The organism is Streptomyces glaucescens (assembly GCF_002154375.1).
GTDB classification, from domain to species: Bacteria; Actinomycetota; Actinomycetes; order Streptomycetales; family Streptomycetaceae; genus Streptomyces; species Streptomyces glaucescens.
Genome location: NZ_MUND01000529.1, coordinates 1 through 19,768, shown reverse-complemented (window position 1 = coordinate 19,768; position 19,768 = coordinate 1). Strand labels below are relative to the sequence as shown.

The window sequence follows — 19,768 nt, the reverse complement described above, 5'->3', positions numbered from 1 at the left end:
GCGCGGACTTCCGCCCGGCGCGCCGAGAGCACGCACCGGACGCCGCAGGGCCGTCCTGCGGACGACGGGAGTTTGACCACACCCCTAGGCCGCACGACGAGGGCGCCCGCACCGGGAAGGTGCGGGCGCCCTCGACGTGTGCGGGCCGGTGGTCTCAGCCGCCGAACTCCTGCAGGCCCTTCAGCGCCTGCTCCAGCAGCGCCTGGCGGCCCTCCAGCTCACGCTCCAGCTTGTCGGCCTTCGCGTTGTTGCCCTGGGCGCGCGCCTGCTCGATCTGGCCCCTGAGCTTGTCCACCGCGGCCTGCAGCTGGCCGGTCAGGCCCTCGGCACGCGCGCGTGCCTCGGGGTTCGTCCGGCGCCACTCGGCCTCCTCGGCCTCCTGGATGGCCCGCTCGACCGCGTGCATCCGGCCCTCGACCTTCGGCCGGGCGTCCCGCGGCACATGGCCGATGGCCTCCCAGCGCTCGTTGACCGAGCGGAACGCGGCCCGCGCCGCCTTGAGGTCCGTGACCGGGAGGATCTTCTCGGCCTCCTCGGCCAGCTCCTCCTTCAGCTTCAGGTTCTCCGCCTGCTCGGCGTCACGCTCGGCGAAGACCGAACTGCGGGCGGCGAAGAACACGTCCTGAGCGCCGCGGAAGCGGTTCCACAGGTCGTCCTCGTGCTCGCGCTGGGCACGGCCCGCGGCCTTCCACTCCGCCATCAGCTCGCGGTAGCGGGCGGCGGTGGGGCCCCAGTCGGTCGAGCCGGACAGCGCCTCGGCCTCGGCGACCAGCCGCTCCTTGGTCCTGCGGGCCTCCTCGCGCTGCGCGTCGAGCTGCGCGAAGTGCGCCTTGCGGCGCTTGGAGAACGCCGACCGGGCGTGCGAGAAGCGGTGCCACAGCTCGTCGTCGGACTTGCGGTCCAGCCGCGGCAGACCCTTCCAGGTGTCCACCAGCGCCCGCAGCCGCTCGCCGGCCGCCCGCCACTGGTCGGACTGCGCCAGCTGCTCGGCCTCCGCGACCAGCGCCTCCTTGGCGTGACGGGCCTCGTCGGACTGCTTCGCGCGCTGCGCCTTGCGCTCCTCGCGGCGCTTCTCGACGGTCTCCACCAGCTTGTCCAGCCGGGTCCGCAGGGCGTCCAGGTCACCCACGGCGTGGTGCGCGTCGACCTGCTCGCGCAGATGGTCGACGGCGGCCTGGGCGTCCTTGGCCGACAGGTCGGTGGTCTGCACTCGCTTCTCGAGGAGGCCGATCTCGACAACCAGGCCCTCGTACTTGCGCTCGAAGTAGGCCAGCGCCTCGTCAGGGGAGCCGGCCTGCCAGGAACCGACGACCTTCTCGCCGTCGGCCGTCCGCACGTACACGGTCCCCGTCTCGTCGACGCGGCCCCACGGGTCGCTGCTCACAGCGCCTCCTCCACATGATGCCTGCGGGGGGCCTCAGCTCCCCCGGGCATCGTCCACAGTTTCGTCACGGCCAACATAGGCGACCGGCGGGTTGCCTGTCCGCATCCCGCGCGACCGAGATTCGCAGTTGAGCGTCAGGATTTCGTGACCGTCGCCTTGTCGATCACGACCGTCGCGTTGGGAGCCCCGTCACCGGCGCCGGTGTTCTCGCCCGCGGCGGCGATCTTCTTCAGGACCGTCATGCCGGACGCGGACACCGTACCGAACGGTGTGTAGCTGGGCGGCAGCTGGCTGTCCTGGTAGACGAGGAAGAACTGGCTGCCGTTGGTGTTCGGGCCGGAGTTGGCCATAGCCACCGTGCCCGCCGGATAGACGTTGCCCTTCAGGCTCTTGTCCTTCAGGTTCTCGTCCTTCATCTGGTACCCCGGACCGCCGCTGCCGCTGGCCGTCGGGTCGCCGCACTGCAGGACGTAGATGCCGTTCGTGGTCAGGCGGTGGCACTTGGTGTGGTCGAAGTAGCCCTTGCCGGCGAGGAAGTTGAACGAGTTCACCGTGTGCGGGGCCGCCGACGCCTTCAGCGCCAGGTCTATGTCGCCGCAGGTCGTCTCCAGCTTCATCGTGTACTTCGCCGACGTGTCGATGGTCATCGCCGGCTCCTTCTTGAAGGACATCGACTCGACCTCGCCCTTGGCCGGCTTGTCGCACGGGTCCGGCGGCGCGCTCGTGGCGCTCGGGGTGACGTCCGCGCCCGCGTTCTCCTTGCCGTCGTCCTTGAGTGCCCCGGTCGTGTACAGCGCGAGGCTGCCGACCAGGATGACGCCCAGTGCCGATGCGATCACCGCGTTGCGCGTGCGCGACTTGCGCCGCGCGTCGGTGCGCCGCTGCTGCTGCCGCAAGAACTTCTCCCGGGCGAGCTGACGCCGCCGCTGTTCCTGGCTGACCACCGGGTTTACTCCTCATGCGTCTCGTACGTCGACGGGTACGCGCGCGTCCTCTGAGCCGACCGCCTGCGTGTGCCCCGTACCGTATATGGGTTCGCTGAGGAAACGGCAGCGCCGGTAGGCTCTGACGGAAGCTGTAGCCGCCCGTATCGACACAACGAAGGACGATCGTGCTCATTGCCGGGTTCCCCGCCGGGGCCTGGGGGACCAACTGTTACCTGGTCGCCCCCGCCGCCGGTGAGGAGTGCGTGATCATCGACCCGGGCCACGAAGCGGCCCCCGGAGTCGAAGAGGCACTGAAGAAGCATCGGCTCAAGCCCGTCGCCGTCGTCCTCACCCACGGCCACATCGACCACGTGGCCTCGGTCGTCCCGGTGTGCGGCGCGCACGACGTACCGGCCTGGATCCACCCCGAGGACCGGTACATGATGAGCGACCCCGAGAAGGCCCTCGGCCGTTCCGTCGGCGCCCAGCTGATGGGCGAGCTGACCGTGGGGGAGCCGGACGACGTCAGGACGCTGACCGACGGCGCGAAGCTGGAGCTGGCCGGCCTGGAGCTGACCGTCGCGCACGCGCCGGGCCATACCAAGGGGTCGGTGACCTTCGGCCTGCCCGAGGCGGCGGACATCCCGCCGGTCCTCTTCTCGGGCGACCTGCTGTTCGCCGGCTCCATCGGACGCACCGACCTGCCCGGCGGTGACATGGCCGAGATGCTCGACTCGCTGGCCCGCGTGTGCCTGCCGCTCGACGACTCGACCGTGGTGCTGTCCGGCCACGGCCCCCAGACGACCATCGGCCAGGAGCGCGCCACCAACCCGTATCTGCGGCAGGTGGCCGCCGGCCAGGGAGCATCCCCGGCTCCCCGACGAGGAATGTGATCGAGAGACTTCCGTGAGCACCTTCAAGGCCCCCAAGGGCACGTACGACCTGATTCCGCCGGACTCCGCGAAGTACCTGGCGGTGCGCGAGGCGATCGCCGCCCCGCTGCGCAACTCCGGCTACGGCTACATCGAGACGCCCGGCTTCGAGAGCGTCGAGCTGTTCGCGCGCGGTGTCGGCGAGTCCACCGACATCGTCACCAAGGAGATGTACGCCTTCGAGACCAAGGGCGGCGACAGGCTCGCGCTGCGCCCCGAGGGCACCGCGTCCGTGCTGCGCGCCGCCCTGGAGGCCAACCTGCACAAGTCGGGCAACCTCCCGGTCAAGCTCTGGTACTCCGGCTCGTACTACCGCTACGAGCGCCCCCAGAAGGGCCGCTACCGCCACTTCTCCCAGGTCGGCGCCGAGGCGATCGGCGCCGAGGACCCGGCGCTGGACGCCGAGCTGATCATCCTGGCCGACCAGGCGTACCGCTCGCTGGGCCTGCGGAACTTCCGCATCCTGCTGAACAGCCTGGGCGACAAGGAGTGCCGTCCGGTGTACCGGGCCGCGCTCCAGGACTTCCTGCGCGGCCTCGACCTCGACGAGGACACCCTGCGCCGCGCGGAGATCAACCCGCTGCGCGTCCTCGACGACAAGCGCGAGTCGGTCCAGAAGCAGCTGGCGGGCGCCCCCCTCCTGCGCGACTACCTGTGCGACGCCTGCAAGGCGTACCACGAGGAGGTCCGCGAGCTGATCACGGCCGCCGGTGTCGTCTTCGAGGACGACCCGAAGCTGGTCCGCGGCCTGGACTACTACACCCGGACCACCTTCGAGTTCGTCCACGACGGTCTGGGTTCCCAGTCCGCGGTGGGCGGCGGCGGCCGCTACGACGGCCTGTCCGAGATGATCGGCGGCCCGGCGCTGCCGTCCGTCGGCTGGGCCCTCGGCGTGGACCGCACGGTCCTCGCCCTGGAGGCGGAGGGCGTCGAGCTGGAACTGCCCGCCGCCACCAGCGTCTTCGCTGTGCCGCTCGGCGAGGAGGCCCGCCGGGTGCTGTTCGGCAAGGTCACCGAGCTGCGCAAGGCCGGGATCGCGGCGGACTTCGCGTACGGCGGCAAGGGCCTCAAGGGGGCCATGAAGAACGCCAACCGCAGCGGCGCCCGCTACACGATCGTGGCCGGTGAGCGCGACCTCGCGGACGGCGTCGTCCAGCTCAAGGACATGGAGTCCGGCGAGCAGGAGGCGGTCGGCGTCAACGAGATCGTGGCCGAGCTGGAAGCCCGGCTGGGCTGACGACGGGCCGCGAGGGCGCCGGGAGCCGACAACAGGCTGCCGGCGCCCTTGTCGCGTCGTCGCCGTTGTCCGGATCCGCGCGGTGGGGACGGCTCGGCCGTATGTCCTTATGCGCAGTGAACGGTCGACACACCGTCGCTTGCGGCACAATGTCCGGTGCCGGAAGCAGGTCCACCCCCACTCAAGTGACGGAATCGGCGTGATGAGCAAGACGACAGTCCAGGACGTCTCCACCGAGCCCGAGCCTCAGCCCGAGCCGCGGTCGCCGCGCACCGCCGCGGAGCCGCGCACGGTGGGCGGCAGCCGGGCCTTCGCCCTGCTGCTGGTGATCACGGGCGCGGCGGGCGTGCTCGCCGCCTGGGTCATCACGATCGACAAATTCAAGATCCTCGAGGGCAAGGTGAGCGGCGAGACGTTCACCCCGAGCTGCAGCCTGAACCCGATCGTCTCCTGCGGCAGCGTCATGGAGAGCGACCAGGCGTCCGTCTTCGGATTCCCCAACCCGCTGCTCGGCCTCGTCACCTACGGCATCGTGATCTGCGTCGGCATGAGTCTGCTGGCCCGCGCCCGCTTCCCGCGCTGGTACTGGCTCACCTTCAACGCCGGCACCCTCTTCGGCGTCGCGTTCTGCACCTGGCTGATGATCCAGTCGCTGTACGAGATCAACGCGCTGTGCCTGTGGTGCTCACTGGCCTGGGTCGCGACGATCACCATGTTCTGGTACGTGACCTCCTTCAACGTCCGCAACGACTTCCTGCCCGCGCCCGCCGGCGTGAAGCGGTTCCTCGGCGAGTTCACCTGGACGCTGCCGGTCACCCACGTCGGCATCATCGCGATGCTGATCCTGACCCGCTGGGGCAGCCAGCTCTGGGCCTGAGCCGGGCCCGGGTCGGGGGCGGGACCAGGGGGATTGTCAGTGCGGTGATTTAGGGTTTCCAGCGTGGAGCCCGACCTGTTCACCGCCGCCGCAGAAGAACGCCAGGAGAAGGACCCGGCCGGCAGTCCGCTGGCCGTGCGGATGCGCCCGCGCACCCTCGACGAGGTGGTGGGCCAGCAGCATCTGCTGAAACCCGGCTCGCCCCTGCGCCGCCTGGTCGGCGAGGGCTCCGGGGGACCGGCCGGACCGTCCTCGGTGATCCTGTGGGGCCCGCCCGGCACCGGCAAGACGACCCTCGCGTACGTGGTCTCCAAGGCCACCAACAAGCGGTTCGTGGAGCTGTCCGCGATCACCGCGGGCGTCAAGGAGGTCCGCGCGGTCATCGACGGCGCCCGCCGTGCCACGGGCGGGTACGGCAAGGAGACCGTCCTCTTCCTCGACGAGATCCACCGCTTCAGCAAGGCGCAGCAGGACTCCCTGCTGCCGGCCGTCGAGAACCGCTGGGTCACGCTGATCGCGGCGACCACCGAGAACCCGTACTTCTCGGTGATCTCCCCGCTGCTCTCCCGCTCCCTCCTGCTCACCCTCGAACCCCTCACGGACGAGGACGTCCGCGGGCTGCTGCGGCGGGCGCTGGACGACGAGCGCGGTCTCAAGGGCGCCGTCGCCCTCCCCGAGGACACCGAGGACCATCTGCTGCGCATCGCCGGCGGGGACGCCCGCCGTGCGCTGACCGCCTTGGAGGCCGCAGCGGGTGCCGCGCTCGACAAGGGCGAGGCGGAGATCTCCCTGACGACGCTGGAGGAGACGGTCGACCGGGCGGCGGTGAAGTACGACCGCGACGGCGACCAGCACTACGACGTCGCGAGCGCCCTCATCAAGTCCATCCGCGGCTCCGACGTCGACGCCGCCCTGCACTACCTGGCCCGGATGATCGAGGCGGGCGAGGACCCCCGCTTCATCGCCCGCCGGCTGATGATCTCCGCCAGCGAGGACATCGGCCTGGCGGACCCCAACGCGCTGCCGATCGCGGTCGCCGCCGCCCAGGCGGTCGCCATGATCGGCTTCCCCGAGGCCGCCCTCACCCTCAGCCACGCCACCATCGCCCTCGCCCTCGCGCCGAAGTCCAACGCGGCGACCACCGCGATCGGCGCCGCCCTGGAGGACGTGCGCAAGGGACTGGCCGGGGCGGTCCCCGCGCACCTGCGGGACTCGCACTACAAGGGCGCGTCCAAGCTCGGCCACGGGCAGGGGTACGTGTATCCGCACGACGTCCCCGAGGGCATCGCCGCCCAGCAGTACGCCCCGGACGCCCTGAAGGACCGGGAGTACTACGCCCCGACCCGGCACGGCGCGGAGGCGCGGTACGCGGACGCGGTGGAGTGGACGAGGAAGCACCTCGGTCGCAGGCGGTCCTGAGCGCCCTGTAGACTTGCCGGAAGTGCTGCGTTCCGTGCAGTCAGAACGGAACAGCCAGCGGGAGCCCGGTCCTCCGGGACCGGCTCCAGGAGCGTCGCGCACCGTCGAAGGTGTCGCGGGCAGCCCACCACCACCCCGGAGTCCGGGAAACGGTCGGTGGGCCACTCGCGTGCTGCACGTATGTGCCCAGATCAGGGGAGCGGCTGCCCGGCAGGTCCCATGGGACCCGGCGGGTCTCCCCGGCTGCGGATGCGACCTCCCAAAACTCTGACAAGCCGAATCAAGGAAATGAGAGACAGTGGCGAACCAGTCCCGCCCCAAGGTCAAGAAGTCGCGTGCCCTCGGCATCGCGCTGACCCCGAAGGCCGTCAAGTACTTCGAGGCCCGTCCCTACCCGCCGGGTGAGCACGGCCGTGGCCGCAAGCAGAACTCGGACTACAAGGTCCGTCTGCTGGAGAAGCAGCGTCTGCGCGCGCAGTACGACGTGTCCGAGCGTCAGCTCGTCCGCGCCTACGAGCGTGCCTCCAAGGTCCAGGGCAAGACCGGTGAGGCCCTGATCGTCGAGCTCGAGCGCCGTCTCGACGCCCTGGTCCTGCGTTCGGGCATCGCCCGCACGATCTACCAGGCCCGCCAGATGGTCGTCCACGGCCACATCGAGGTCAACGGCCAGAAGGTCGACAAGCCCTCGTTCCGCGTCCGTCCCGACGACGTCGTGATGGTCCGCGAGCGCAGCCGCGAGAAGCCGCTGTTCCAGGTCGCCCGCGAGGGTGGCTTCGCCCCCGACGGCGAGACCCCGCGCTACCTGCAGGTGAACCTCAAGGCCCTGGCGTTCCGCCTGGACCGCGAGCCGAACCGCAAGGAGATCCCGGTGATCTGCGACGAGCAGCTCGTCGTCGAGTACTACGCCCGTTGATCCGGGTGTAGCACCTCTCGCGTCAGCCCGTCGTCTCCCCGCCCTTGCGGGTGGGGGAGGCGGCGGGCTTCTGCATGTCCACCGCCCCCCGCGCGCGCCGCGCCGGTCCGCGCGGCACCGGCACCCCGTCCAGTACCTGCCCCCGCCCCAGCGCCCGGGCCACCGCCTGCTCCCGGTCCAGCCGGTCCCCGGCCCGTGCGCAGGCCTCGTACCGCTCGTCGCCCAGCCCTTCCCGGGCCATCGCCTCGCACAGCTCGTGCGGCCGGTTGTAGTGCGCCGACCCGAACAGCGGCAGTCCCACCGACGGCCACATGCGTAAGGCCGCACCCTGGAGCACGGCGGCCTCCGCGACATCGCCCTCCGTCGCCGTGACCAGCGCCAGGAGTTCGATCGACAGCACCGAGCCGAGCAGATCACGGAAGCCGTGCGCACCGGAGAGGCAGTCCGTCAGCAGCGCGCGGGCCCGGCCCGGGTCGCCCTCGCTCCACGCCGCGTACGCCAGGACGTACAGCGCGTACCCGCGTGCCCACCGCTCGCCGTGGTCCTCGCACACCCGCCGCACGTCCTCGCACAGCCGTACCGCGTCCGGCAGATCGCCCTGGAAGGCGCGGATCATCGCCAGCTCCACCTGACCCATCAGGACGTTGCTGTTGAGTTCGCCGATCTCCCGGTAGCGGTGCAGCGCGGAGCGCAGCAGGGTCTCCGCGCGGCCGATGTCGCCGGTGACCAGTGCCAGACAGCCGGTGCGGTGCTCCGCGTACGCCAGCGCGGTCGCGCTCCCCGCGCGTTCCGCCTCCTCCCGGCACTCCTGGAGCGCGGCCAGGGCCGGCACCGCGTCGCCCTGCAGGATGGCCACGTAGCCGAGCACCCACAGCGCCTTCAGCCGAGGCTGGGTGTGGCCGGAGCCGAGCGCCAGGGCGCGCTCCAGCCAGTGCCGGCCCTCCGCCAGCCGTCCGCAGCCGGCCCAGCAGAACCACAGGGACCCCGCGAGGTACTGCCCCAGATGCACCTCGTCCGGCTCGGTCAGGCAGTACTCCAGGGCGCTGCGCAGGTTGGGCAGCTCCGCGTCCACCCGCGCGGCGACCTCGGACTGGCGCGGCGAGAACCAGTCCAGCTCGCACCAGGTCGCCAGGCCCACGTACCAGTCGCGGTGCCGCCGCCGCAGCCGGTCCGCCTCGCCGGTCGCCGCCAGCCAGCCGGCGCCGTACGCGCGGACCGTGTCCAGCATCCGGTAGCGCCCGCCCGCCCCGGTCTCCTCCCGCCCGACCACCGACTGCGCGATCAGCTCGGACAGCACGTCGAGGACGTCGCCGGCACGCAGGCCGTGCCCGCCGCACACGTACTCGGCGGCCTCCAGGTCGAACGGCCCGGTGAACACCGACAGCCGGGACCACAGCAGCCGCTCCTGCGGGGTGCACAGCTCGTGGCTCCAGCCGATCGCCGTGCGCAGCGTCCGGTGGCGGGGCAGTCCCTCCCGCCCGCCGCCGGTCAGCAGCCGGAACCGGTCGTCGAGCCGGTCGAGGAGCTGCGCGGGGGTCAGGGCCCGCAGCCGCCCCGCAGCCAGCTCGATCGCCAGCGGGATGCCGTCCAGACGCGTGCACAGCTCCCGTACCGTCCGCTCGTCGCCCGGCGCCACGCCCTGCCGCGCGGCCCGGTCCGCGAACAGCAGGGCCGCCTCGTCCGCGCCGAGCGGCGCCAGCGGGAACAGCCGCTCACCGGTCAAACCGAGCGGCCGGCGCCCCACGGCGAGCACCCGCAGCCCCGGCGCGCCGCGCAGCAGCTCCACCACCAGGTGGGCGCAGGCCTCCACCAGGTGCTCGAACCCGTCGAGCACCAGCAGCAGTTCACGGCCCGCGAGATGACCGAGCAGCATCTCGCGGGGCGGCCGGGCGGTGTGGTCGGTCAGCCCCAGGGCCTCCACGAGGGCGTGGTCGACGAACTCCGGGTCGCGCACCGGGGCCAGCTCCACCCGCCAGACGCCGTCGCGGGCCGCGGCCCCGGCGGCGGCGCGGGCCGCCAGCCGCGACTTGCCCACACCGCCGGTCCCGGTGACCGTCACCAGCCGGGAGGTGTCGAGCGCCGCCGCCAGGGCACTGAGTTCGGAGGTGCGCCCGACGAAACCGTCGAGCTCCGCAGGGAGGTTGCCGGTCAGGGAGGTGTCGCCGCGCTGATGGTCCCGCATGGAATACGGAGCGTACTGAATCGTATTCAGTCCGTACAATCGCCGGACGCAACTCCGCCGCGCACCCGCCCTAATCCGGTACGGAGCGGCAGCCCCGGCGCGATAGGCTCGGTGCACGACTTACTCGATGTTCAGGCGTTTTCAGGGAGCGGGTGCGCAAGGTGTCCGGTGGAGAGGTGGCCGGGATCCTGGTGGCCGTCTTCTGGGCGATCCTGGTCTCCTTCCTCGCGGTGGCTCTCGCGAGGCTGGCCCAGACGCTCAAGGCGACCACCAAGCTCGTGGCGGACGTGACGGATCAGGCCGTCCCGCTGCTGGCCGACGCCTCCGCGGCGGTACGCTCCGCGCAGACCCAGATCGACCGGGTCGACGCGATCGCCTCCGACGTCCAGGAGGTCACGTCGAACGCGTCGGCGCTCTCGACCACCGTCGCCTCCACCTTCGGCGGCCCGCTGGTCAAGGTCGCGGCGTTCGGCTACGGCGTGCGCCGCGCGCTGAGCGGCCGCAAGGACGACATGCCCGAGCGGGCACCCCGGCGTACCGTGATCGTGGGCCGCACCGTCCCGGCCTCGCGGCGGACGAAGCGGAACCTCCGCGGAAAGAAGGACTGAGCTCAGCGATGTTCCGCCGTACCTTCTGGTTCAGCACCGGTGTCGCCGCCGGTGTGTGGGCCACCACCAAGGTCAACCGAAAGCTGAAGCAGCTGACCCCCGAGAGCCTGGCCGCGACCGCGGCGAACAAGGCGATCGAGGCCGGTCACCGGCTCAAGGACCGCGCGGTGGGCTTCGCCCTCGACGTCCGCGACAACATGGCCCGGCGGGAGGCCGAACTGGGGGACGCCCTCGGCCTCAACGCCGACCCGGAGCTCCCCGCACCCCACCGGCGCTACGCCGTCATCGAGAACCGCAACGACCCGAAGTACATCGAGAACACGACGTACTCGAACAACCGGAATGAGGACCACTGATGGAGTCGGCTGAGATCCGCCGTCGCTGGCTGAGCTTCTTCGAGGAGCGCGGGCACACCGTCGTCCCTTCGGCGTCGCTCATCGCGGACGACCCGACTCTGCTCCTCGTCCCCGCCGGCATGGTTCCCTTCAAGCCCTACTTCCTCGGCGAGGTCAAGCCGCCGTTCCAGCGCGCCACCAGCGTGCAGAAGTGCGTGCGCACGCCCGACATCGAAGAGGTCGGCAAGACCACGCGGCACGGCACGTTCTTCCAGATGTGCGGCAACTTCTCCTTCGGCGACTACTTCAAGGAAGGCGCCATCAAGCTCGCCTGGGAGCTGCTCACCACGCCCCAGGACAAGGGCGGTTACGGCCTCGACCCCGAGCGCCTGTGGATCACCGTCTACAAGGACGACGACGAGGCCGAGCGCATCTGGCACGAGGTCGTCGGCGTGCCGAAGGAGCGCATCCAGCGCCTCGGCATGAAGGACAACTACTGGTCCATGGGCGTCCCCGGCCCGTGCGGCCCCTGCTCCGAGATCAACTACGACCGCGGCCCCGAGTTCGGCGTCGAGGGCGGTCCCGCCGTCAACGACGAGCGGTACGTGGAGATCTGGAACCTCGTCTTCATGCAGTACGAGCGGGGCGAGGGCATCGGCAAGGACAACTTCGAGATCCTCGGCGACCTGCCCAGCAAGAACATCGACACCGGCCTCGGCCTCGAGCGCCTCGCCATGATTCTGCAGGGCGTGCAGAACATGTACGAGATCGACACCTCGATGGCCGTCATCGAGAAGGCCACCGAGCTGACCGGCGTCCGCTACGGCGACGCCCACTCCTCGGACGTCTCCCTGCGTGTGGTCACCGACCACATGCGCACCGCCACCATGCTCATCGGTGACGGCGTCACCCCCGGCAACGAGGGCCGCGGCTACGTGCTGCGCCGCATCATGCGCCGCGCCATCCGCAACATGCGCCTGCTGGGCGCCACCGGCCCGGTCGTCAAGGACCTGATCGACGTCGTGATCGGCATGATGGGCCGGCAGTACCCCGAGCTGATCACCGACCGCGAGCGCATCGAGAAGGTCGCCCTCGCCGAGGAGAACGCCTTCCTCAAGACGCTGAAGGCCGGCACCAACATCCTCGACACCGCCGTGTCCGAGACCAAGGCCGCCGGCTCGGCCGTGCTCCCCGGCGACAAGGCCTTCCTGCTCCACGACACCTGGGGCTTCCCGATCGACCTCACCCTGGAGATGGCCGCCGAACAGGGCCTCTCCGTGGACGAGGACGGCTTCCGCCGCCTGATGAAGGAGCAGCGGGAGCGCGCCAAGGCCGACGCCCAGGCCAAGAAGACCGGCCACGCCGACATGGGCGCCTACCGCGAGATCGCCGACCGCGCCGGGGCCACCGACTTCATCGGCTACACCGACACCGAGGGCGAGACCACCGTCGTCGGCATCCTGGTCGACGGTGTCTCCTCCCCGGCCGCCACCGAGGGCGACGAGGTCGAGATCGTCCTCGACCGCACCCCGTTCTACGCCGAGGGCGGCGGCCAGATCGGCGACACCGGCAAGATCAAGATCGACACCGGTGCCGTCATCGAGGTCCGCGACTGCCAGAAGCCGGTGCCGGGCGTCTACGTCCACAAGGGCGTCGTCCAGGTCGGCGAGGTCACCGTCGGTGCCAAGGCCCACGCCTCGATCGACGCCAGGCGCCGTACGGCCATCGCCCGCGCCCACTCGGCCACCCACCTCACCCACCAGGCCCTGCGCGACGCCCTCGGCCCGACGGCCGCCCAGGCCGGTTCGGAGAACCAGCCCGGCCGCTTCCGCTTCGACTTCGGCTCCCCGTCCGCCGTGCCCACGGCCGTGATGACCGACGTCGAGCAGAAGATCAACGAGGTGCTGGCCCGCGACCTCTCGGTGCACGCCGAGGTCATGGGCATCGACGAGGCCAAGAAGCAGGGCGCCATCGCCGAGTTCGGCGAGAAGTACGGCGAGCGGGTGCGCGTCGTCACCATCGGCGACTTCTCCAAGGAGCTGTGCGGCGGCACGCACGTGCACAACACCGCCCAGCTCGGCCTGGTGAAGCTGCTCGGCGAGTCCTCCATCGGCTCCGGTGTGCGCCGTATCGAGGCCCTGGTCGGCGTGGACGCCTACAACTTCCTCGCCCGTGAGCACACGGTCGTCAACCAGCTCACCGAACTGCTCAAGGGCCGTCCGGAGGAGCTGCCGGAGAAGGTCTCCACCATGCTCGGCAAGCTGAAGGACGCCGAGAAGGAGATCGAGAAGTTCCGCGCCGAGAAGGTGCTCCAGGCCGCCGCCGGGCTCGCCGAGTCCGCCAAGGACGTGCGCGGTGTGGCCCTGGTCACCGGACAGGTCCCGGACGGCACCACCGCCGACGACCTGCGCAAGCTGGTCCTCGACGTGCGCGGCCGGATCCAGGGCGGCCGGGCCGCCGTGGTGGCCCTGTTCACCACGGTGAACGGCAAGCCGCTGACGGTCATCGCCACCAACGAGGCCGCCCGCGAGCGCGGCCTCAAGGCCGGCGACCTGGTCCGCACGGCCGCCAAGACGCTCGGCGGTGGCGGTGGCGGCAAGCCGGACGTGGCCCAGGGCGGCGGCCAGAACCCGGCCGCCATCGGCGACGCCGTGGACGCCGTGGAGCGTCTGGTCGCGGAGACGGCCAAGTAATGCGCAGAGGACGTCGGCTCGCCATCGACGTCGGGGACGCCCGGATCGGGGTCGCCTCGTGCGACCCCGACGGGATCCTCGCCACACCGGTGGAGACCGTCCCCGGCCGGGACGTCCCGGCGGCCCAGCGGCGGCTGAAGCAGCTGGTCGAGGAGTACGAGCCGATCGAGGTCGTGGTCGGTCTGCCCCGCTCCCTCAAGGGAGGCGAGGGCCCGGCGGCGACCAAGGTCCGCGGCTTCGCCCGGCAACTGGCCGGTATGATCGCGCCGGTTCCGGTGAGACTCGTCGACGAACGCATGACGACGGTGACGGCGAGCCAGGGACTGCGCGCCTCGGGCGTGAAGTCCAAGAAGGGCCGGTCCGTCATCGACCAGGCGGCAGCGGTGATCATCCTTCAGCAGGCGCTGGAATCCGAACGGGTGTCAGGCAAAGCCCCGGGCGAGGGCGTCGAAGTGGTCATCTGATCGCGATACGGTAACGTTCCGCGCGATGCGGCGGCATTCGAACAGCCGCCGCACAGCAAGAGGCGGGACGGAACCGGTCCCACAGTCCGCGACCGCCGCCTCGCGGCTCTAGGGGATCGATGACTGAGTATGGCCGGGGCCAAGGCTCCGAACCGTGGCATCCGGAGGACCCGTTGTACGGGGACGGCGGATGGGGAGGACAGCAGGCCCAGCAGGGCGGGCAGTCGTCCTACGGCGGCCAGCCGCAGCACTATCCGCAGCAGCCGCAGCAGGCACACCAGCCGCAGCAGCCGGAGTACGGCGAGTGGGGCGACGGCGGCCAGCGGGCCGCGTACGGCCAGGACCAGCAGCAGTACCAGGACTACGGCCCGCAGGACTACTCCGGCGAGGGCCAGGGCCAACCCCGGTACGACCAGCACGGCGGCCAGCAGTACGACAACCAGCACGGTGGTCAGCAGCACGGCGGGCAGCAGCACGACACCGGGCAGTACGACAACGGCGGCTGGGGCACCGGTGGGCAGCCGCACATCCCGTACCCCGCCGACCCCGTGGACCCGTACGCCCAGCAGGCGGCGGGCTACCAGGGCGAACAGCCCGACTTCTACGGCACCCCGGACGCCTACCCGCCGCCGGAACCGCCCGCCCGCCGCAGCGCCGACCCCGAGCCGCAGACCGACTGGGACCCGGGCCCCGACCAGGGCGAGGCCGCCTTCTTCGCGGGCGGCGACGATGACGACGACGCCGACGAGCAGGCCGGCGGCCGAGGCGGCCGGGCGGACCGGCGGGGCCGGGGCGGCAAGAACAAGAAGAGCCGCAACGGGATCGCCTGCCTGGTGGTCGTCCTGGTGTTCGGCGGCGGTCTCGCGGGCATCGGCTACTTCGGCCTCCAGTTCTACCAGGATCGTTTCGGCGAGGCCCCGGACTTCTCGGGCGACGGCAACGGCCAGCAGATCTCCGTCCGGATCCCCAAGGGCGCGAGCGGCTTCCAGATGGGCAACATCCTGAAGAAGGCCGGCGTCGTCAAGAGCGTCGACGCCTTCGTGGCCGCGCAGAACAGCAACCCGCAGGGCAAGAGCATCCAGGACGGCGTGTACACGCTGGAGAAGGAGATGTCGGCCGAGAGCGCGGTCAAGCTGATGCTCAGCCCTGAGAGCAAGAACAACCTGATCATCATCGAGGGCGCGCGCAACGCCGACATCTACAAACTCATCGACCAGCGCCTGGAGGTCGAGGAGGGCACCACGGCCGAGGTCGCCAAGGAGGACTGGCGCAAGCTCGGCCTGCCCGACTGGGCGATGGACCACAAGGACGTCAACGACCCGCTGGAAGGGTTCCTGTTCCCGTCCAGCTACCCGGTCGCCAAGGGCCAGAAGCCCGAGGAGGTCCTGAAGGAGATGGTGCAGCGGGCCACCGGCGTCTACGAGGAACTGGGCGTCGAGAAGAAGGCCCAGAGCCTGGGCCTGGAGAACCCCTGGCAGCTGGTCACCGTCGCCAGCCTCGTCCAGGCCGAGGGCACCAGCCACGACGACTTCCGCAAGATGGCCGAGGTCGTCTACAACCGGCTCAAGCCCGCGAACCCGCAGACCAACGGCATGCTGGAGTTCGACTCCACGTACAACTACATCAAGAACCAGAGCAAGATCGACCTGACCCTGGCAGAACTGCGGAACTACGACAACCCGTACAACACGTACTACTACCCGGGCCTGCCGCCGGGACCGATCAGCAACCCGGGCGAGGAAGCGCTCAAGGGCGCCCTCGACCCGACCGACGACGGCTGGTACTACTTCATCTCGATGGACGGCAAGACCAGCAAGTTCACCCGGACCAACGAAGAGCACCAGCGGTTGGTGGACCAGTGGAACGCTTCGAGGAACAACTGATGGCCGGATCCCGCCGAGCCGCCGTTCTCGGCTCGCCCATCGCCCACTCCCTGTCCCCGGTGCTGCACCGCGCCGCGTACGCGGAACTCGGGCTGACCGACTGGACGTACGACCGCTTCGAGGTCGACGAGGCGGCGCTGCCGCGCTTCCTCGAGGGACTGGGCCCGGAGTGGGCGGGCCTGTCGCTGACCATGCCGCTGAAGCGGGCGGTCATCCCGCTGCTCGACGAGATCAGCGAGACCGCCTCCTCGGTGGACGCCGTGAACACCGTGGTCCTCCACCAGGACGGCCGGCGCACCGGCGACAACACCGACATCCCCGGCATGGTCGCGGCGCTGGCCGAGCACGGCATCGAGAAGGTCGACAGCGCCGCGGTGCTCGGCGCGGGCGCCACCGCCTCGTCCGCGCTCGCCGCGCTGGCGCGGATCTGCACCGGTGAGATCGCCGTCTACGTCCGCAGCGAGGCGCGCGCCGCCGAGATGCGGGAGTGGGCCGAGCGGCTCGACGTCCAGGTGCGGGTCGAGGACTGGGCCGACGCCGAGCAGGCGCTGCGCGCGCCCCTCGTCATCGCGACCACCCCGGCGGGCGCCACCGACGCGCTGGCCGCCGCCGTCCCGGAGCGGCCGGCCGCCCTCTTCGACGTGCTCTACGACCCCTGGCCGACCACCCTCGCCGCCCGCTGGTCCGCGTACGGCGGCGCCGTGGTCAGCGGTCTCGACCTTCTGGTGCACCAGGCGGTGTTCCAGGTGGAGCAGATGACCGGCCGTACCCCGGCCCCGGTCGCCGCCATGCGGCGGGCGGGCGAGCGGGCCCTCGCGGAGCGCTGATCGCGCGCCGGGGCCCGCGCCGTGTGATGTGTTCCACACCCGGCTTCCGGTGCTGTCCCGTCCGCCAGGTGGACCGGCGGATGGGACAGCGGCCGGGTCATGGGAGGATCGGAGGTGGCGGGCCAGGGCCGCGCACCCCGGTCGCGCCACCGCCGCACGCGAGGACGCGGGCAGGCAGGGCAGTACCAGGGCGCGAGCACTGAGGAGCACCGTTGAGCAGGTTGCGCTGGCTGACCGCGGGGGAGTCCCACGGTCCCGCACTCGTCGCGACGCTGGAGGGCCTTCCCGCCGGCGTGCCCATCACCACGGAGATGGTGGCGGACCACCTGGCGCGGCGTCGGCTCGGCTATGGGCGCGGCGCGCGGATGAAGTTCGAGCGCGACGAGGTCACCTTCCTCGGTGGTGTCCGCCACGGGCTCACGCTCGGTTCTCCGGTGGCGGTCATGGTGGGGAACACCGAGTGGCCGAAGTGGGAGAAGGTGATGGCCGCCGACCCCGTCGACCCGGCGGAACTCGCCGAACTGGCGCGCAACGCGCCGCTGACCCGTCCCCGCCCCGGCCACGCCGACCTGGCGGGTATGCAGAAGTACGGCTTCGACGAGGCCCGCCCGATCCTGGAACGCGCCTCGGCCCGGGAGACGGCTGCACGAGTCGCCCTCGGCGCCGTCGCCCGGTCGTACCTGAAGGAGACGGCGGGGATCGAGATCGTCTCCCACGTGGTGGAGCTGGCGGCTGCCAAGGCGCCCTACGGCGTCTACCCGACCCCGGCGGACGTGGAGCGGCTGGACGCGGACCCGGTGCGCTGCCTGGACGCGGACGCGTCGAAGGCGATGGTCGCCGAGATCGACCAGGCCCACAAGGACGGCGACACCCTCGGCGGCGTGGTCGAGGTGCTGGCCTACGACGTACCGGTAGGCCTGGGCTCCCACGTCCACTGGGACCGCCGGCTGGACGCGCGGCTGGCGGCGGCGCTGATGGGCATCCAGGCCATCAAGGGTGTCGAGGTCGGTGACGGGTTCGGCCTGGCGCGGGTACCCGGCTCCCAGGCACATGACGAGATCGTCGGCACCGAGGACGGCATCAAGCGGGTCACGGGCCGTTCCGGCGGCACGGAAGGCGGCCTGACCACGGGCGAGTTGCTGCGGGTGCGCGCGGCGATGAAGCCGATCGCGACCGTGCCGCGGGCGCTGAAGACCGTGGACGTCGTCACGGGTGAGCCGGCTCAGGCGCACCACCAGCGGTCCGACGTGTGTGCCGTCCCGGCGGCCGGGATCGTCGCCGAGGCGATGGTCGCGCTGGTGCTGGCGGACGCGGTGGCGGAGAAGTTCGGCGGTGACAGCGTCGCCGAGACCCGCCGCAACGTGCGGTCGTACCTCGACAACCTGCACATCCGATGAGCACGGGTCCTGTCGTCGTCCTGGTCGGCCCGATGGGCGTCGGCAAGTCCACCGTCGGACGGCTGCTCGCCGAGCGGCTGGGCGTCGAGTACCGGGACACCGACGACGACATCGTCGCCGAGCAGGGGCGGGCCATCGCCGACATCTTCGTCGACGAGGGCGAGCCCTACTTCCGTGCCGTGGAGAAGCGAGCCGTGCACCAGGCGCTCGCCGAGCACGACGGCGTCCTGGCGCTGGGCGGCGGCGCGATCCTCGACCCGGACACGCGCGCGCTGCTGGCCGGCCGGCCGGTGGTGTACCTGTCGATGGACGTCGAGGAGGCGACCCGGCGCACCGGCCTGAACGTCGCCCGGCCGCTGCTGGCGGTCAACCCGCGCAAGCAGTGGCGCGAGCTGATGGAGGCCCGCCGTCACCTGTACGAGGAGGTGGCCCGCGCGGTCGTGGCCACCGATGCCCGCACGCCGGAAGAGGTCGCCCAGGCGGTCCTCGACGTACTGGAGTTGAAGGAAGCATGAGCGAGTCTGTGACACGGATCCAGGTCGGCGGCTCCGCGGGCAGCGAGCCGTACGAGGTGCTGGTGGGCCGGCAGCTGCTCGGCGAGCTGGCCGGTCTGATCGGCGAGAAGGCGACCCGGGTGGCGGTGATCCACCCCGAGGGGCTGGCCGAGACCGGGGAGGCGCTGCGCGCCGACCTGGGCGAGCAGGGCTACGAGGCGGTCGCCATCCAGGTGCCGAACGCGGAGGAGGCCAAGACGGCCGAGGTCGCCGCGTACTGCTGGAAGGCGCTGGGCCAGTCCGGGTTCACCCGCACCGACGTGATCGTGGGCGTGGGCGGCGGCTCCACCACCGACCTGGCCGGGTTCGTGGCGGCCACCTGGCTGCGCGGAGTGCGCTGGATCGCCGTCCCGACGACCGTGCTGGCCATGGTGGACGCGGCGGTGGGCGGCAAGACCGGCATCAACACCGCCGAGGGCAAGAACCTCGTCGGCTCCTTCCACCCCCCGGCCGGGGTCCTGTGCGACCTGGCCGCGCTGGACTCCCTGCCGGTCAACGACTACGTCTCCGGGCTCGCGGAGGTCATCAAGGCCGGGTTCATCGCCGACCCGGCGATCCTGGACCTGATCGAGGCCGACCCGGAGGGCGCGCGCACCCCGGCCGGGCCGCACACCACCGAGCTGATCGAGCGGTCGATCCGGGTCAAGGCCGAGGTCGTCTCCTCGGACCTGAAGGAGAACGGGCTCCGGGAGATCCTCAACTACGGCCACACCCTCGGCCACGCGATCGAGAAGAACGAGCGCTACAAGTGGCGGCACGGCGCCGCGGTCTCGGTCGGCATGCACTTCGCCGCCGAACTGGGCCGTCTGGCGGGCCGGTTGGACGACGCCACCGCGGACCGGCACCGCACCATCCTGGAGTCGGTGGGGCTGCCGCTCAGCTACCGCTACGACCAGTGGCCCAAGTTGCTGCAGACCATGAAGGTCGACAAGAAGTCCCGCGGCGACCTGCTGCGCTTCATCGTCCTCGACGGACTCGCCAAGCCGACCGTGCTCGAAGGCCCCGACCCGGCCATGCTGCTCGCCGCCTACGGCGAGGTCGCCGAGTAAGGCGCGCCCGGTAAGGCCCTTCGGGACCCTTCCGCCCGATTCCGCTTGCCACAGCGGGCACTTCGGGCCGCCCCCGGCCGTTCACCAA

Annotated in this window: 17 protein-coding genes; 14 read left to right on the top strand and 3 right to left on the bottom strand. The window is 71.2% G+C overall.

The window, feature by feature from the left end:
* Positions 1 to 154: 154 nt before the first annotated feature.
* Positions 155 to 1,384, bottom strand: a complete 1,230-nt coding sequence (locus CCN42_RS30720; RefSeq protein ID WP_086740524.1) for a DUF349 domain-containing protein — start codon at positions 1,382 to 1,384, stop codon at positions 155 to 157.
* Positions 1,385 to 1,518: 134 nt separating this feature from the next.
* A complete protein-coding gene (locus CCN42_RS30715) occupies positions 1,519 to 2,328 on the bottom strand; it encodes a peptidylprolyl isomerase (RefSeq protein WP_086169533.1) in 810 nt (269 codons plus the stop codon).
* Positions 2,329 to 2,495: 167 nt separating this feature from the next.
* Between CCN42_RS30715 and CCN42_RS30710 the strand changes: the two genes are divergently transcribed.
* The 5 genes from CCN42_RS30710 to rpsD all read left to right on the top strand — a co-directional run bounded on the left by CCN42_RS30710 (position 2,496) and on the right by rpsD (position 7,688).
* The gene (locus CCN42_RS30710; protein ID WP_086740522.1) at positions 2,496 to 3,203 is read left to right on the top strand and encodes an MBL fold metallo-hydrolase; all 708 of its coding nucleotides are present in this window, start codon (positions 2,496 to 2,498) and stop codon (positions 3,201 to 3,203) included.
* Positions 3,204 to 3,216: 13 nt separating this feature from the next.
* Positions 3,217 to 4,479 carry a histidine--tRNA ligase gene (hisS, locus tag CCN42_RS30705; RefSeq protein ID WP_086169535.1) on the top strand — a complete coding sequence of 421 codons (1,263 nt, stop codon included), beginning with the start codon at positions 3,217 to 3,219 and terminating at the stop codon, positions 4,477 to 4,479.
* A 202-nt stretch (positions 4,480 to 4,681) separates the two neighbouring features.
* Entirely contained in the window at positions 4,682 to 5,356 is a 675-nt protein-coding gene (locus tag CCN42_RS30700) for a vitamin K epoxide reductase family protein (RefSeq protein WP_169731558.1), read from the top strand.
* Positions 5,357 to 5,419: 63 nt separating this feature from the next.
* Complete coding sequence (locus CCN42_RS30695) at positions 5,420 to 6,775, top strand: replication-associated recombination protein A (protein WP_086740519.1); 1,356 nt, start codon at positions 5,420 to 5,422, stop codon at positions 6,773 to 6,775.
* 298 nt (positions 6,776 to 7,073) lie between these two features.
* A complete protein-coding gene (gene rpsD, locus CCN42_RS30690) occupies positions 7,074 to 7,688 on the top strand; it encodes a 30S ribosomal protein S4 (protein WP_043498994.1) in 615 nt (204 codons plus the stop codon).
* 22 nt (positions 7,689 to 7,710) lie between these two features.
* On the opposite strand, the gene CCN42_RS30685 is transcribed toward rpsD, so the two are convergent.
* Entirely contained in the window at positions 7,711 to 9,870 is a 2,160-nt protein-coding gene (locus tag CCN42_RS30685; protein ID WP_169731557.1) for an ATP-binding protein, read from the bottom strand.
* A 152-nt stretch (positions 9,871 to 10,022) separates the two neighbouring features.
* Here CCN42_RS30685 and CCN42_RS30680 point away from each other — a divergent pair, with 152 nt between their 5' ends.
* From CCN42_RS30680 to aroB, 9 genes are all read left to right on the top strand, one after another.
* Entirely contained in the window at positions 10,023 to 10,478 is a 456-nt protein-coding gene (locus CCN42_RS30680; protein ID WP_086740518.1) for a DUF948 domain-containing protein, read from the top strand.
* An 8-nt stretch (positions 10,479 to 10,486) separates the two neighbouring features.
* Positions 10,487 to 10,834, top strand: a complete 348-nt coding sequence (locus CCN42_RS30675; protein ID WP_086169539.1) for a hypothetical protein — start codon at positions 10,487 to 10,489, stop codon at positions 10,832 to 10,834.
* Complete coding sequence (gene alaS, locus CCN42_RS30670) at positions 10,834 to 13,506, top strand: alanine--tRNA ligase (protein WP_086740516.1); 2,673 nt, start codon at positions 10,834 to 10,836, stop codon at positions 13,504 to 13,506. Before CCN42_RS30675 ends, alaS begins: the two co-directional genes overlap by 1 nt.
* Positions 13,506 to 13,970, top strand: coding sequence for a Holliday junction resolvase RuvX (ruvX, locus tag CCN42_RS30665; protein ID WP_086740514.1), 465 nt, complete (start codon positions 13,506 to 13,508; stop codon positions 13,968 to 13,970). Before alaS ends, ruvX begins: the two co-directional genes overlap by 1 nt.
* A 119-nt stretch (positions 13,971 to 14,089) precedes the next feature.
* Complete coding sequence (gene mltG, locus CCN42_RS30660; protein ID WP_086740512.1) at positions 14,090 to 15,853, top strand: endolytic transglycosylase MltG; 1,764 nt, start codon at positions 14,090 to 14,092, stop codon at positions 15,851 to 15,853.
* Entirely contained in the window at positions 15,853 to 16,680 is an 828-nt protein-coding gene (locus CCN42_RS30655) for a shikimate dehydrogenase (protein ID WP_086740510.1), read from the top strand. The genes mltG and CCN42_RS30655 overlap by 1 nt, the downstream gene beginning before the upstream one ends.
* Positions 16,681 to 16,892: 212 nt before the next feature.
* On the top strand, positions 16,893 to 18,077 hold the full coding sequence (gene aroC / locus CCN42_RS30650; RefSeq protein WP_086740508.1) for a chorismate synthase: 1,185 nt from the start codon (positions 16,893 to 16,895) through the stop codon (positions 18,075 to 18,077).
* Positions 18,074 to 18,592, top strand: coding sequence for a shikimate kinase (locus tag CCN42_RS30645; protein WP_086740507.1), 519 nt, complete (start codon positions 18,074 to 18,076; stop codon positions 18,590 to 18,592). The genes aroC and CCN42_RS30645 overlap by 4 nt, the downstream gene beginning before the upstream one ends.
* The gene (gene aroB / locus CCN42_RS30640) at positions 18,589 to 19,680 is read left to right on the top strand and encodes a 3-dehydroquinate synthase (protein ID WP_086740505.1); all 1,092 of its coding nucleotides are present in this window, start codon (positions 18,589 to 18,591) and stop codon (positions 19,678 to 19,680) included. The genes CCN42_RS30645 and aroB overlap by 4 nt, the downstream gene beginning before the upstream one ends.
* Positions 19,681 to 19,768 lie beyond the last annotated feature (88 nt).